The following is a 14,986-nucleotide window of genomic DNA, read 5'->3' on the forward strand; positions in this document are numbered from 1 at the left end:
CATGCATGTCCCCGTCCGGCTTGGGCCGGCTGAACTGAAGCTCATCGACCAGCTGACGGCCGCCGGTGCGGTGGCGGAAGCCGAGCGCCTCAGCGGCGCCGGGCTGCCGACGCGGCGCGTCGAGGCCTATCACTACACCGACCTGAAGCAGCTGCTGCGGACGGTGCCGGAACTGGCTGCTGCCGCCACCGAAGCGAGCGTCCCGGCGCTGCGTGTCGCCGGCGCCTACCAGTTGATGATCGCCAATGGCGTAGTGCAGGAGACTGGCACGGCGCCGGCCGGCGTCATCGTCGGCAAGGCGGCAGGCGGCGTGCTGTCGACGCGTGATGATGTGGTTACGCGTCTCAACATGGCGCTGACCAAGGAATGCCTGACGCTCGACCTCGACGGCTCGGTCGATCCGGTGATCCAGATCGATCGCCGGACCGAAGGCGCCGCCGGCCACTCGACCAGCGCGGCAAAAATCTTCGTCGCCGACGACAGCAGCGCGGTGATCGTCGAGACCTATGCGGGCAGCGAGCAAGCGCATCTGGGCAACCACGCGACCTACCTGGCGCTCGGCAAGAACGCGAAGGTGACCCACATCACCGTCAACCTGGCTGCGGCCAAGGCGACGCATTTCGCCTCGAACGAGTACCATCTTGCCGAGGGCGCACAGCTCAGGACGTTGATCATCAACGCCGGCGCGGCGCTGAGCCGGACGCAACTGTTCCCACGCTACGAAGGCGCCGGCGCCCATGCCGACATCACCGGGCTGAACCTCGTCTCCGAGGGGCAGCACGCCGATATCACCATGGATGCGCTGCACGCCGTGCCGCACACTTCGTCGAAGCCGCTGTTCAAGTCGATTGCCCGTGGGCGGTCAAAGGCGGTGGTGCAGGGCCGGCTGGTGGTGGCGCGTGATGCGCAGAAGACCGACGCCAAGCTGATGAGCCAGGGGCTGATGCTCTCGGACGAAGCAGAAATCCTCTGCAAGCCCGAGCTCGAGATCTATGCCGACGACGTGGTCTGCGGCCACGGCTCGACCTGCGGCCAGCTCGATGAAGACTCGCTGTTCTATCTGACGAGTCGCGGCATCGCGAAAGCTGATGCCGAGACCATGCTGGTGCGAGCCTTCCTCGCCGAGCTGGTGGATCCGATCGAGGACGAGGCTTTGAACGAAGCCCTGACGGCGGTCATCGAGGGCTGGCTGGCGGGCAAATGAGTTTCGATCTCGCCAAGATCCGCGCCGATTTCCCGATCCTCGAAGAGAAGATCCATGGAAACCGGCTGGTCTATCTCGATAGCGGCGCCTCGGCCCAGAAGCCGAACCAGGTGCTCGACCGGATGGATTGGGCGCATCGGCATGCCTATGCCAACGTCCACCGCGGCCTCCACACACTCGCCAACCGGGCGACCGAAGCCTATGAGGGCGGGCGCGAGGCGACCCGGCGGTTCCTCAATGCTGGCCGTCCGGAAGAGATCATCTTCACCCGCTCGGCCACCGAGGCGATCAACCTCGTCGCGGCATCGTTCCTCGGGCCGCGGATCGGGGAGGGCGACGAGATCGTGCTGTCGATCATGGAGCACCACTCGAACGTCGTGCCGTGGCACTTCCACCGCGAACGCAAGGGCGCGGTGCTGAACTGGGTCGATGTGCGCGACGACGGCAGCTTCGACATCGACGCGTTTGAAGCGGCTTTGACGTCGAGGACGCGGATGGTGGCGATCACCCACATGTCCAACGTGCTGGGCACGGTGACGCCGATCAAACAGATCGTCGAGATCGCCCACGCGCGAAAGATCCCGGTGCTGGTCGACGGCAGCCAGGGCGCCGTACACCTCAAGGTCGACGTGCAGGACCTGGGCGTCGATTTCTACGTCTTTACCGGCCACAAGCTCTATGGCCCGACCGGTATCGGCGTGCTGTACGGGCGCTACGACCTGCTCGCCGACATGCAGCCCTACCAGGGCGGCGGAGAGATGATCGATACCGTCACCCGCGACACCGTCACCTACAACGAGCCGCCACACCGCTTCGAAGCCGGCACGCCGCCGATCGTCCAGGCGATCGGGCTCGGCGCCGCCATCGACTATGTCGAGGGCATCGGGCGCGAGGCGGCGCAGGCGCACGAAGCGGAACTCACTGGTTACGCGATGGAGCGGCTGGGGCGGATCAATTCGCTGCGGCTGATCGGCACCGCGCCGGGCAAGGGCGGCATCTTCTCGTTCGAGGTGAAAGGCGCGCATGCGCACGACGTCTCGACCATCCTCGACCGCTACGGCATCGCCGTGCGTGCCGGCACGCACTGCGCCATGCCGCTGTTACAAAGGTTCGGCGTCACCTCTACCTGCCGGGCCTCCTTCGGCCTATATACCGGCAAGGACGATATCGACGCCCTGGTCGAGGGCATTGAAAAGGCGCGGAGCTTCTTCGCGTAGGCGCGAAGCCGTTTCGTCTAAGGAAGTAACATGTCTGACGAGATCAACGAGATTGCCCCCGAGGTCGAGGCCACCGAGCCGAATGCCGGCGATGCGCCTCGCATCACCCCCAATGTCGGCGCGGCGATTCCCGCCGACGACGTGGAGCGGATCACCAAAGACCTCATCGGGGCGCTGAAGACCGTCTACGATCCGGAGATCCCGGTCGATATTTACGAGCTCGGGCTGATCTACAAGGTCGACCTCGATGACGACCGCAACCTCACCATCGACATGACGCTCACCGCGCCAGGTTGCCCGGTGGCCGGCGAAATGCCGGGCTGGGTGGAGAACGCGGCGCGCAACGTCGAGGGCATCCAGGACGTCACCGTCAACATGGTCTACGATCCGCCATGGGACGCTTCGCGCATGAGCGAGGAAGCTCAGGTGGCGCTGAACTGGTGGTAAGTTCCAGCGGCGTTCTTGTTTGTCGCGCTCGCGAACCGGAAATGCGCTAGCGACTTTTCCTGCTCACGCTCCGATGCTATATATCGTCTTGTTACGATGAAGGTCCGCAGCCGATGCCTTTGAAGATCATGAGCCTCACCGATGCCGCCGTCGAGCGCATCAACGAGATCATCGAGGATAGCGCCACACCCGTGGTGGGCGTACGCGTCGGCATCAAGGATGCCGGCTGCGCCGGCCAGTCCTACACGCTCGCCTATGTTGGTGAGCCGGTGAAGGGCGACGACCACATCGAGGAAAAGGGCGTCCACGTCTATGTGGAGCCCAAGGCCACTTTGTTCCTGCTCGGCACGGTGATGGATTTCGAGGAAGACATCCTCAAATCCGGCTTCACCTTCAAGAACCCGAACCAGACCGGCGAATGCGGCTGCGGCGAGAGCGTGCAGCTGAAGCCGGCCGACCTCAAGGCGCTGGCCGAGGCCCGAGCGCACGCCTGAATCTGTCGTCGATCAAGCTGGCAAAGCAGACAGGGTGGCGCGACTGGTGCGCCCCGGTGTTGCTCCGGGGCTGGAACTGTACGACGACTTCCGTTACACCCATCGGGCTTGCTTCAACCTCACCCCGGCGACGCTCCGGGCCAGTCGACCGATCGATGTGTCCGGCCCTGCCGGAGTGAGTGCGGCCGTCGCGCCGCTGCCTGACGGAGTTTTCCATTGACCGCTGCCGCTTCCTCAAAGCTCGAGGCTTTGACGATCATTCCGCCTGATCATCCGCTGGTCGGCCGGGTCACGCCTCCCGGCTCGAAATCGATCACCAATCGCGCGCTGCTGCTGGCGGCGCTGGCCAAGGGCACGAGCCGGCTCTCCGGAGCGCTGAAGAGCAAGGACACGGCGCTGATGGCCAAGGCGCTGATCCAGATGGGCGTCAGCGTCGAGGAACCGGATGCGACGAGCTTCGTCGTCACCAGCGACGGCGCATTGAAGGCGCCGACCGAACCGCTGGTGCTGGGCAATGCCGGCACCGCCACACGGTTCCTGACGGCCGCCGTGTCGCTGGTCGAGGGCAGGGTGGTGGTGGATGGCGACGAGGCGATGCGCAAGCGCCCGATCGAACCGCTGTTGGTGGCACTGCGCTCGCTCGGCATCGATGCGACCAGCGAGACCGGCTGTCCGCCGGTGCTGATCAACGGCACCGGTTCGTTCGGCAGCGGCCGGGTCGAGATCGATGGCGGTCTCTCGAGCCAGTATGTCTCGGCGCTGCTGATGGCGGCGCCGTTCGGCGAGGGCCCGATCGAGGTGGCGCTCACCGGCAAGGACCTCGATGCCCGCGGCTACGTCAACCTGACGCTCGCCGCGATGCGGGCCTTCGGCGCCAGCGTCGAGCAGCTCGACGAGATGACCTGGCAGGTACAGCCCACCGGCTATCAGGCGACCGACTTCCATATCGAGCCTGACGCGTCGGCGGCGACTTACCTGTGGGCGGCGGAAGCGCTGACCGGCGGCAGCATCGACCTGGGCGTACCGATGGAGGCCTTCACCCAGCCCGATGCCGAGGCGGCCAAGCTGATCCGGATGTTCCCGCGCATGCCAGCGGTAATCGATGGCTCGCAGATGCAGGATGCCGTGCCGACGCTGGCGGTGCTGGCGGCGTTCAACGAGACACCGGTGCGCTTTGTCGGTATTGCCAATCTCCGGGTCAAGGAATGCGATCGGATCTCGGCGCTCTCCACCGAGCTCAACCGCATCCGGCCTGGCCTCGCGCATGAGGAGGGCGACGATCTGGTGGTCGCGTCCGATCCGCGGCTCATTGAGCTCAAGCACCGCAACGCTCGGACCAGCATCGAGACCTATGACGACCACCGCATCGCCATGAGCTTTGCGCTGGCGGCGCTGAAAATCGGCGGGATTGCGATCCTCGATCCGGACTGCGTCGGGAAGACCTATCCCGGCTATTGGGACGCGCTGCGGTCGTTGGGGGTGGAGACGGTCTAGGTCGCTCCTCGCGTTGCTCGGATCGCGCAACCTTCGGTTGCGGCACCCCTCATCCGGCGCTTCGCGCCACCTTCTCCCTCAAGGGGAGAAGGAAGTCCCGACTGAGATGCTTGAGGGGGTGTCCTTCTCCCCTTGAGGGAGAAGGTGCCCGAAGGGCGGATGAGGGGTATCGCATCGGAACGATGCGCGATCGGAGCGGAGCGACGAGCGAGGCCTAAGCCGCGACAATATCCTCGTCGCCCAGCTCAGTCTCGCCGACCACCATGTTGCGGCCGCGGTGCTTGGCGGCATAGAGGCAGCGGTCGGCGCGTTCGATCAGGGTCGAGGGTGTATCGCCGGCGCGGTACATGGCGACACCGAACGAGGCAGTGACGCGGCCGAGCTTCTCGTTGGTCGAGCGCTTCAGCAGTTCCTTGGCCTGGATCGCCTTGCGGATGTTGTCGGCGAGGATCACCGCGCCCTCGAGGTCGGTATCGGGCAGCACAGCGGCGAATTCCTCACCGCCATAGCGGGCGGCGATATCGCGGCCCTTGATGTTGGATTTCAATGTCATGGCGACAAGGCGCAGCACCTGGTCGCCGGTCTGGTGGCCCCAGGTGTCGTTGAAGCGTTTGAAGTGATCGATATCGATCAGCATCAGGCACATATGGTCGCCGTGCTCTTCGGCCCGGCTCACGGCGCGCAGCAGCCCATCGTCGAAGGCCTTGCGGTTGTAGACCTTGGTGAGCGGATCGAGCAGCGCTTCGCGCCGGACATCGTCGAGGTCGCGCTGCAGTGCTTCGATATCGTCGCGCGAGGCCGCGAGATTCATCTCGAGTTGGTGATTGGCATCCTGCATGCGGCGGGTTTCTGCCAGCAGCGCATCGGCCAGCACCCGCAGTCTGGTGGCATCCAGCTCGTCCGAACCGAGATCGCCGCTCGCAACCTGCAGCGAGGCCGAATAGGCGCTGGCGGTGGTCATGGCGGTGTCGATGGCATCGTGAATGGCGACGATGCGGTTCGACATCCGCTGCGACACGCCGGAGATGCGCTCGTTGGCGTCCTGGGCGCGGAGGAACTCGTTGTAGAGGCGCTCGGCGATATCGGCAGTCGGATGCCCGTCGCGGAAGATCGCGTTGACGCGGGCGTTCAGCGCCGGGTTGATGCCGGTAGCGTAGGTGTAGAGCAGTTCGTAGAACTGGGGGTACGGAGGAATCGTGGCCCGCTTCAGCAGGTCCAGCGCCGAATTGGCATAACCGAGGGCGCGTCTGAATTCCTGTTCTGACACCGTTCCCCCAAGCCCGGCTCCTGCCGGTCGTTCGGCCGGCATTGTCAGTTGTTCGGCATTAACGACGCGTAAAAACACGGCGATCTGTTAGCAATTCTACTAGGACCGCCGTGGGAATTCTGTAGATCGCGGCTACTTGCGCAGCAGGAAGGCCGGGATCGGACCGTCAGAACCGAAAGGCGAATCGGCGACGATGCCTTCGACATGCTGGGGACGCGGTTCGCGGGCAGGTTTTTCGCCACCATTGCTGCGATTGTTGTCGTTGCGAGGCGCATCGTTGCGAGCGGAGCGGCGAGGCCGCTCGCTCCGTTCCTCGCGCGGCTGCTGGGTTTCCTGCACCGCAGCAGCTTCGACCGGCGTTGCGTTTTCGCGCGATCCGCGGCCACCGCGGCGACCGCTACCATCACGCAGCGAACGAACTTCGCTGCGTTCCTCGGTGCGCGTCGCCTCGGAACGCTCGACCGAACCGCCGCCCAGCTTTACCTCGGGAATATCCTTGGCGATCAGCTTGATGATGGCATCGACATACTTGCCGTCGGAGGGGGTGGCGAGCGTGATGGCGACGCCGGAGCGACCGGCACGGCCGGTGCGGCCGATGCGGTGCACATAGTCCTCGGCGTGGGTCGGCACGTCGAAGTTGAACACGTGGCTCACCGCCGGGATGTCGAGGCCGCGGGCGGCCACATCGCTGGCGATCAGCAGCTGCAGCTTGTCGGTCTTGAAGCTGTCGAGCGTTTCCATGCGGCTCTTCTGGTCCATGTCGCCATGCAGCCCAGCGGCCGAAAAGCCATGACGCTCCAGCGAGCGGGCGAGGGTGGCCACATCGCGCTTGCGATTGCAGAAGATGATCGCGTTCTTGAGGTTCTCTTCGCCGCGGATCAGGCGGCGCAGCGCGTCGCGCTTTTCCTCCGGCTTGCCGGAGACGCGAACGATCCGCTGCTCGATGGTCTCGGCGGTCGAGTTCTGGCGGGCGACCTCGAGCTTGATCGGGTCGCGCAGGAAGCGGCTGGTCAAGCGCTGGATTTCCGGCGGCATGGTGGCCGAGAAGAACAAGGTCTGCCGGCGTGGCGGCAGCAGGCCGCAGATGCGCTCGATATCGGGGATGAACCCCATGTCGAGCATGCGATCAGCCTCGTCGATGACGAGGATGTCGACGCCGGTGAGCAGGATACGGCCGCGCTCGAACTGGTCGAGCATGCGGCCCGGGGTAGCGATCAGCACATCGGCGCCACGATCGAGCACCCGGTTCTGGTCTTCGAAGCTGACGCCGCCGATCAGCAGCGCGACGCTGAGCTTGTGGTTCTTGCCGTACTTTTCGAAGTTCTCGTGCACCTGCGCCGCGAGTTCGCGCGTCGGTTCGAGGATCAGCGTGCGCGGCATGCGGGCGCGCGCCCGGCCGGTTTCGAGCAGCGTCAGCATGGGCAGCACAAACGACGCGGTCTTGCCGGTGCCGGTCTGCGCGATGCCGATAATGTCCCGCTTCTGCAGGACATGCGGGATCGCCTGCGCCTGGATGTCGGTGGGCTTGGTGTAGCCGGATGCGGCAACCGCATCGATCACCTTGGCGCTAAGGCCCAACCCAGAAAAGTCATTTGCCAAATCAGTGGTCCGCTCAAGTAGGGAAGGCAGGTCGACGGGCAGCTACTTGAGGAGGTGCGGGTCGACGAACAGGTCGCAAAGTACAAGCCGGATAATCAGGCTTCGCCTTGCAGCAACCGATCCGGACTCCGCCCTGTCCGGGGCTGCGCGCGACGCGCCCGGAACATAGTGGAAACCCCTTGCGAGTCAACGGGGTTCGCGGGCGGGTGATTAATTGAGTTCCGTCAGGCCGTACCGAGATCGAGCAAGACGATTTCCGGCCAGTTGCCGATGCGCACCGGGATGACGGAGCAACCAAGGCCGCGCGAGACAATGAGCTCGCATCCCTCGACGTTGTAGTGGCCGGCGGGGAAGCGGCGCGAGCCGAGCGATGCCGCCCAGGGGCGCCAGCCCAAGAGCGAGATCTGGCCACCATGGGTGTGGCCCGAGAGCGTCAGGCTGACGCGGTCGGGCACTTTGCGGAAGATGTCGGGCTCGTGGGCGAGGAGCAGGGTGGGCTCGCCCTCTGGAATCTGCGCGAGTGTCCCGTCGAGGTCGTCGAGCCCCCAGGTGTGCCGGCCGTCATGCTGGCCGCCGGGCAGGATACCCATCTGGTCGCCGAGACCGGCTAGCCAGAACGGATGGCCGTCCTTTTCGAGGCGGATGACCTCGTTGACGTAGGTGGCGATACCGGCGTCGCGCAACGCCGTTCGGGCCAGCGGTGTCGTCGCGTGGTCGAGCTGGAAGGCGCGGTCCTCCCAGTAATCGTGGTTGCCGAGAACGGCATGCACACCGAGCGGCGCAGTGAGTTTGCCGAGCGCGCTGGCCCACTCGATATTGGCGACCTGACCGGTGCGCAGCCGCATGCCGCTGACATAATCTCCGAGCAGCAGGATCACGTCGGCGCCCAATCCCTGCGTTTGCGCGCATAGCTCCTCGATGCGGCTCAGGTCCATCCAGGGCTCGCAGGCATGGAGGTCGGCAATGACCGCGGCCCGGAGTTTCAGGCCGATGGGCCAGCCGCGAGGCGTAAGGGCGTAGGTGGTGACGCGGGGGCGGGCGAGGGCCTCGATGAAGGGGTAGGCAGCCGTGGCGATCAGCCCAAGCACCCCCACGCCGAAAAGCTTCAGCACCCCACGCCTGGTGATCATCTTCGCCCCTGACCCTCAGGGACGCTCGTCCCTAGATATCCAGATCGGTGACGAATGCGGCATTTTCCTGGATGAAGTCGAAGCGGGCTTCCGGGCGGTTGCCCATCAGGCGGTCGACCGAGAGCCGCGTCTCCTCGAAGTCGTCGCGAATGCGGACCTGCAGCAGGGTGCGGGACTTCTTGTCCATCGTCGTTTCGCGCAGGTGCACGTAGGGCATCTCGCCGAGGCCCTTGAAGCGCGTGATATCCGGCTTCTTGCCCTTGAACTCGTCTGCCAGCAGCTGGTCGCGGTGCGCGTCGTTCATGGCGTAGGCGACCTTGGGGCCGGCGCTGATGCGGAACAGCGGCGGCATGGCCAGATAGAGGTGGCCGCCCTCGATGAGCTTGGGCATTTCCTGGAAGAAGAAGGTCATCAGCAGCGACGCGATGTGGGCGCCGTCGACATCGGCGTCGGTCATCAGGATGACCTTGTCGTAGCGCAGCTCATCTTCGCGATAGCGGTCGCGGGTGCCGCAACCGAGTGCCTGGGTCAGGTCGGCAATGGCCTGGCTGGCCTGCACCTTGTCGCGGGTGGCGCCGGCGACGTTGAGGATCTTGCCGCGCAGCGGCAGGATAGCCTGGCTCTTGCGGTCGCGCGCCTGCTTGGCGCTGCCACCGGCCGAGTCGCCTTCGACGATGAAGATTTCGGCGCCCTGGGCGGCCGATTGCGTGCAGTCGGCGAGCTTGCCGGGCAGGCGGAGTTTTCGGGTCGCCGACTGGCGGTCGACCTCCTTCTCCTTCTTGCGGCGCAGCCGCTCTTCAGCGCGCTCGATGGCCCAGTCGAGGAGCTTGGATGCCTGGTTGGGGGACGTGGCGAGCCAGTGGTCGAAGGGGTCGCGCAGCGCCGCGTCGACGATACGGGTGGCCTCGGGCGAGCTCAGCTTGTCCTTGGTCTGGCCGACGAATTCCGGCTCGCGCACGAACACCGAGAGCATGGCCGAGCACTGCACCAGCACGTCCTCGGCGGTCAGTTGCGCGGCGCGCTTGTTGCCGCTTAGTTCGGCATAGTTGCGCAGACCACGGAGCAGGGCGACGCGCAGGCCCTGTTCATGCGTGCCGCCGTCGCCGGTCGGCACGGTGTTGCAATAGGAGTTGACGAAGCCGTCGCCAAGGCACCAGGCCACCGCCCATTCGACCGCCCCGTGCGTGCCGGGCTTGCCGATCGTGCCCGAGAAGATGTCCTCGGTGATGCGCGGCTCGCCTTCGATGCGGTTGCCGAGGAAGTCGCGCAGGCCGCCTGGAAAGTGGAAGGTGGCCTTGGCCGGCACGTCGGCGCTGGCGAGGCTCTCGTCGCAGGTCCAGCGGATCTCGACGCCACCGAACAGGTAGGCCTTCGAGCGGGTCATCTTGAACAGGCGGGCGGCAGAGAACTTGTGCTCGCCGAAGATTTCCGGATCGGGGTGGAAGCGCTGCGTGGTGCCGCGGCGGTTCTGCACCTTGCCCACCGTCTCGACGGCGCCGAGCGGTTTGCCGCGCGAGAACGCGATGCGATACAGCATCTGGTCGCGGGCGACTTCGGTAATCAGGGAATCCGACAGCGCGTTGACCACCGAGACGCCGACGCCGTGCAGGCCGCCCGAGGTCTCGTAAGCCTTGCCGTCAAACTTGCCGCCGGCATGCAGGCGCGTCATGACGATCTCAAGCGTCGAGACGCCAGGGAATTTCGGGTGGTTCTCGACCGGGATGCCACGGCCGTTATCGGTGACGGTCAGGAACCCGTCCTCACCGAAATGCACCTCGATGCGGCTGGCGTGGCCGGCGATCGCCTCGTCCATCGAGTTGTCGATGACTTCGGCGAACAGATGGTGCAGCGCGTTGGCGTCGGTGCCGCCGATATACATGCCGGGGCGGCGGCGCACCGGCTCGAGGCCTTCGAGCACCTCGATATCGGCAGCCGAATAGGAGGCGGCGTGGGCGACGCTCGGGGGAGGGCTGGCAGCCGGCGTTTTCGGCGTGGGAGTAGCAGGCGTACGCTGCGGCGCAGCGTCCTCACCATCAGGGCCGAAAAGGTCTTCGATCGCCGCCATGAAATCTCCGTCCGAGGCGCGAATCGGGCGCCTCACAAGCTCTAGCATACTTGCTGCTTTGGGTGGGTTAAGCGGGAGGTAGGGCCCGGCGCTCGAGCTGTCAACCGGTCGTGAACGGCATGTGAATGCACGGTTCCGCGAGCATTCAACGGCGGGGCCTTATTCCACCGCTCGAGATTGCGGAGCGCCCAGCTGGGGCCAGTAGGCAGTGTCCGGGCTGGGCGTTCGGCAATCTCACATCGACTGCGCCTGATCTCACTCGGAATTCCCCGGCACGTTGCCCTGCAACATGAACGGTGGATGAACGGGCGATATCGCATTGGTTAAGAATGCAACCTTTAGGGTCGTGGCACGCTAGTGGACCTGGCACCAGTAGACCTTGAAGGAGACTATCATGACCTCAATCCTTTCGTCCGTGATGAAGTCCGGCCGTGCCGCGATCGTTGCGGTGACGCTGGGTGCGGCAGCGTTCACTGCCATGCCGGTCCAGGCGCAGTCGTTCAACTTCGACTTCGGTATCCAGGGTGGTGGCAGCAGCTTCTCGTACGGCTTCGACAATGGCCGCCGGATGAAGCGCGACTGCCTAACCACCAACGAAGTCCGCCGCGGCCTGCGCCGCGCCGGCTTTGACGATATCCGCTTCGTCGACCGTCGTGGCATCCGGGTGAAGGTGGTGGCCGATTATGGCCGTCGTACCTACGCCATGACCATCAACCGCTGCACCGGCCGCGTGTCGGATATCGAGCGGCTGCGGCGCCCGTACTCCCCGGGCTTCCAGTTTCAGTTCCGCTTCTGATCAAGTTCCGGCGGGAGCCGGTTCCTCCCTCGCGCTCCCGCCAGATCCCGGCCCCTCAGGGCCGGGATTTTTTGTTTGGTGATTTGCAAAGGAGAACGACATGAAAGCTACTACGCTCATCCGCGCCGCCGTGCTCGGGCTGGCGCTCGGCGCTTCGGCACTCCCCGTGCAGGCGCAGAGCATGCAGTTCCAGTTCGGCTTTGGTACCGACGGCTTCGGCTTTCGACGGCCGCTGATCTGCATCGAACTGACCGACCGGCAGATCCGCACCGCCGTGCGCCAGCAGGGCTACACCAATATCTTCCTCAACGTGCGGAACGATCGGCGCATCCAGGTGCGGGCGACACGCGGCAACTGGGTCTATCTGCTCCGCGTCTCCACCTGCACCGGGGCGATCCTCAATCGTGAACGGTTGCGCCGCAGCTGAGGAAATCGCCAATGAATCCAATGCGTCCGGTTCCGTACAGAGGGCCGGACGCATTGTTTTGGAGCACTTGATTCAGACTTCGTTTGCTTCTCGGAAGCACTTTCTTAAGCGCTCGCGGGTATGAATTTCACATACGGTTTTTGTTCGGAGTAGCCGTATGCGCGCCCAAGCCAAGAGCGGTCTCGCGTACCTTGAGACGGCTTTGAGGGCGCCACGCGACAGCGGATGGCAGCAGGCCGGATTTGATAGTTTTGCGTACCGGCTTGCCCATCTTGCTTTGCCCCGCCCGCTGACCCTCGCCGCTATCGCCGCGCTGTTCTACCTGGTGTGATTGCCAAACCGGCGTCGCGGCGGTATTGAGCGGTTTGTCCGCAATGCCAACCAAGGAGGGTCGCGTGGGCTATCGTCATGACCAGCACCGCAGTCGCGGCCCTGTTTCGGCCCTGCAGCTTTAGTTGCAGGGCTGGCCGAACGGGTCCGGACGTTTTCGTCGTCTCACACCATTCTGGTCTGCCCAAGCCGGCTCCGCTTAGCGCGTGAGCCATTGACGGCATCGGTCCCCATACGGACCGCTAAAATTCCAGAGAGACGAAAATGGGCTCGATCAGCCTCAAGAACCTTTCCATCACCGCCACCGATCCGCTGTTCCGCGACCTGAGCCTCGTCGTCGCCGATGGCGACCGGGTCGGGCTCGTTGCGGGCAACGGGCTGGGCAAGACCTCGCTGCTGCGGGTCATTGCCGGGCTGGCGGAACCCACTGCCGGCGAAGTGGTCCGCTCGCGCGGGCTGCGTATCGGTTATGTCGAGCAGGACGTGCCGGCAGCGCTGCTGCCGCTGACGCTACGCGACGCCGTGCTCGATGCCCTGCCGGTGGCGGATCGCGAGACCGACGCCTGGCGGGCCGATGTGGCGCTCGATGGGCTCGATACGCCCTATGAGCTGCGCGACCGGCTGGTTTCGGCGCTGAGCGGCGGGTGGCAGCGCCTGATGCTGATTGCGCGAGTGTGGGTTACCGATCCCGATGCGCTGCTGATGGACGAGCCGACCAACCACCTCGACCTGTCAAAGCTTTTCCGGCTCGAAACCTGGCTGAGCCGCGAGGCCCGCAATATCCCGGTGATCGTCGCCAGCCATGATCGCGACTTTCTCGATGCGGTGACCAACCGGACGCTGTTCCTGAGGCCCGGCACGTCGCGCTACCTGCCGCTCAGTTACTCGGCGGCACGCAAGGAGATCGAGCGCGAGGATGCCTCGCAGGAGGCGCAGAACGAGCGTGACCACAAGGAGGCGACGAAGCTCAGGAAGCAGGCGGCCAAGCTTACCAATATCGGCATCAACTCAGGCAGCGACCTGCTGGTGGGGAAGGCCAAGCAGTTGAAGGACCGGGCGGCCAAGATTGAGGAAGCCGCGCGTCCGGCGCATCGGGAGCGCTCGGGCGAGATCAAGCTCAGCAATCGCGGCACGCATGCGAAGCTCCTGGTGGGGATCGAGAACGTGCCGGTGACCACGCCGTCAGGGCAGGGGCTGTTCAAGATCGACAAGCTCCACATCTTCCAGGGCGATCGCTTGGTCCTCCTGGGCAAGAACGGCGCCGGCAAGTCGCAACTGGTCAAGCTGATCCACCGCGCCATGGTGGAGCCGGACAGCGTGCCCGGCATAAAGGTCACGCCGTCGCTGGTGCTGGGCTATACCGACCAGGACATGTCGCAACTGCCGGTCAGGGAGACGCCGGAGAGCTTCATCTCGGTGACGTTCAAGCAGCCGGACGCCCGGGTGCGGAGCCTCCTCGCGACGACCGGCTTCGTCATCGAAAAGCAATCGCGACCGATCGGGCAGTTGACCTTCGGCCAGCGGGCGCGCCTGGGGTTGCTGGCGCTGCGGCTGACGGAGCCGAACTTCTACCTGATGGATGAGCCGACCAACCACGTCGACATCCCGGGCCGCGAAGCGCTGGAGAGCGAGATCCTCGCTCACGAAGCCACGGCCGTGCTGGTCTCGCACGACCGCAGTTTCGTGCGGAATGTCGGGACGCGCTACCTCGAGATCAGCGGCAAGCGACTCAAGGAGGTCGATGGGCCGGAGCCCTTCTTCGAGGAGATGATGCTGGAGACCGAGCAAGTCTAGATCGTTTGACTTAGTACAAACTGCCTAACCGATGGTTCGGCAACGTCAGCAGTGAGCAGAAATCGCTCAATGCCCCGTGTTGCCCCGTAGAAATACTGTTCAGTTGGTTGGCCGGTAAGGTCTGAGTCATGGCCGAATAGGCAATCTTGCGTACGATAGTGCGAGATTGTTCGGTGATGGCTGAGAGGATGCAGAACGGACCCGCTGGCAAGGCCGAGGCGAGCAGCCGCAAGGATGTTCGCTTCATCGGCGATGTGATGGGCAGCTACGTGCTGGCGGCGCGCGCGCAGACACCGGGCGCCGTGCAGGTGTTCGCCTGCCGCTCGCGCAGCGTCTCGGCCCATGAGGCGGTAGTGAACGCACCGGTCAGCGGGGCGCCCGGCGATGCGTTGACCATGACGTTGCAGGGGTTGGGGCTCCTGCGCGGTCGGATCACCCGCATTCTCGAGGGTGGCTTCGCCGTGGCGTTCGATTGTAGCGACCAGGAGCGCGCCGCGTTGGGCGCCCGGATCGACTGGCTGAAGCGCCGGACGCTGAAGACGGTCAGCGATCGGCGGGCGCACAAGCGGGTGCTGCCGCGGGAGACGCGCGCCACTCTGACGCTGGGTGACGGGCAGCGCTTCGACTGCTTCATCATCGACATGTCGCAGTCGGGTGTCGCCGTGTCGGCCGATGTGCTGCCGCCGCTGGGCTCATTGGCCGGGGTGGGCGCGGTTCCGGGC

Annotated in this window: 13 protein-coding genes and 1 pseudogene; 10 read left to right on the plus strand and 4 right to left on the minus strand. The window is 65.0% G+C overall.

Annotated features, from left to right (window positions below):
- Position 1 precedes the first annotated feature (1 nt).
- The 5 genes from sufD to VW23_RS04700 all read left to right on the plus strand — a co-directional run bounded on the left by sufD (position 2) and on the right by VW23_RS04700 (position 4,856).
- Positions 2-1,204 carry a Fe-S cluster assembly protein SufD gene (sufD, locus tag VW23_RS04680; RefSeq protein ID WP_176730326.1) on the plus strand — a complete coding sequence of 401 codons (1,203 nt, stop codon included), beginning with the start codon at positions 2-4 and terminating at the stop codon, positions 1,202-1,204.
- Complete coding sequence (locus VW23_RS04685) at positions 1,201-2,421, plus strand: cysteine desulfurase (protein ID WP_069908423.1); 1,221 nt, start codon at positions 1,201-1,203, stop codon at positions 2,419-2,421. Before sufD ends, VW23_RS04685 begins: the two co-directional genes overlap by 4 nt.
- 30 nt (positions 2,422-2,451) lie before the next feature.
- The gene (locus VW23_RS04690) at positions 2,452-2,868 is read left to right on the plus strand and encodes an SUF system Fe-S cluster assembly protein (RefSeq protein WP_084645540.1); all 417 of its coding nucleotides are present in this window, start codon (positions 2,452-2,454) and stop codon (positions 2,866-2,868) included.
- 113 nt (positions 2,869-2,981) lie between these two features.
- The gene (locus tag VW23_RS04695; protein WP_056000106.1) at positions 2,982-3,362 is read left to right on the plus strand and encodes a HesB/IscA family protein; all 381 of its coding nucleotides are present in this window, start codon (positions 2,982-2,984) and stop codon (positions 3,360-3,362) included.
- Positions 3,363-3,578: 216 nt separating this feature from the next.
- Positions 3,579-4,856: a 3-phosphoshikimate 1-carboxyvinyltransferase gene (locus VW23_RS04700; RefSeq protein WP_069908424.1), complete on the plus strand. Its 1,278-nt coding sequence runs from the start codon at positions 3,579-3,581 to the stop codon at positions 4,854-4,856.
- 214 nt (positions 4,857-5,070) lie between these two features.
- Here VW23_RS04700 and VW23_RS04705 read toward each other — a convergent pair whose 3' ends face one another.
- The 4 genes from VW23_RS04705 to parE form a co-directional block, all read right to left on the minus strand.
- Complete coding sequence (locus tag VW23_RS04705; protein ID WP_176730327.1) at positions 5,071-6,123, minus strand: GGDEF domain-containing protein; 1,053 nt, start codon at positions 6,121-6,123, stop codon at positions 5,071-5,073.
- Positions 6,124-6,255: 132 nt separating this feature from the next.
- Positions 6,256-7,722: a DEAD/DEAH box helicase gene (locus tag VW23_RS04710; RefSeq protein WP_069908426.1), complete on the minus strand. Its 1,467-nt coding sequence runs from the start codon at positions 7,720-7,722 to the stop codon at positions 6,256-6,258.
- A gap of 224 nt (positions 7,723-7,946) precedes the next feature.
- Positions 7,947-8,852: a metallophosphoesterase gene (locus VW23_RS04715; RefSeq protein WP_069908427.1), complete on the minus strand. Its 906-nt coding sequence runs from the start codon at positions 8,850-8,852 to the stop codon at positions 7,947-7,949.
- Positions 8,853-8,883: 31 nt separating this feature from the next.
- Entirely contained in the window at positions 8,884-10,917 is a 2,034-nt protein-coding gene (parE, locus tag VW23_RS04720; RefSeq protein WP_069908428.1) for a DNA topoisomerase IV subunit B, read from the minus strand.
- A 394-nt stretch (positions 10,918-11,311) separates the two neighbouring features.
- Between parE and VW23_RS04725 the strand changes: the two genes are divergently transcribed.
- From VW23_RS04725 to VW23_RS04740, 5 genes and pseudogenes are all read left to right on the plus strand, one after another.
- Complete coding sequence (locus VW23_RS04725; protein ID WP_069908429.1) at positions 11,312-11,713, plus strand: hypothetical protein; 402 nt, start codon at positions 11,312-11,314, stop codon at positions 11,711-11,713.
- A 100-nt stretch (positions 11,714-11,813) separates the two neighbouring features.
- Complete coding sequence (locus VW23_RS04730) at positions 11,814-12,140, plus strand: hypothetical protein (protein WP_069908430.1); 327 nt, start codon at positions 11,814-11,816, stop codon at positions 12,138-12,140.
- Positions 12,141-12,297: 157 nt separating this feature from the next.
- Complete coding sequence (locus tag VW23_RS28855) at positions 12,298-12,471, plus strand: hypothetical protein (RefSeq protein ID WP_176730328.1); 174 nt, start codon at positions 12,298-12,300, stop codon at positions 12,469-12,471.
- Positions 12,472-12,734: 263 nt separating this feature from the next.
- Positions 12,735-14,003: pseudogene (locus VW23_RS04735) on the plus strand (ATP-binding cassette domain-containing protein); the annotation flags it as partial.
- 449 nt (positions 14,004-14,452) lie between these two features.
- A partial coding sequence (locus tag VW23_RS04740; RefSeq protein ID WP_069908432.1) for a PilZ domain-containing protein occupies positions 14,453-14,986 on the plus strand: 534 nt, incomplete at its 3' end.

The organism is Devosia insulae DS-56, assembly GCF_000970465.2.
In the GTDB taxonomy this organism is placed as follows: domain Bacteria; phylum Pseudomonadota; class Alphaproteobacteria; order Rhizobiales; family Devosiaceae; genus Devosia_A; species Devosia_A insulae.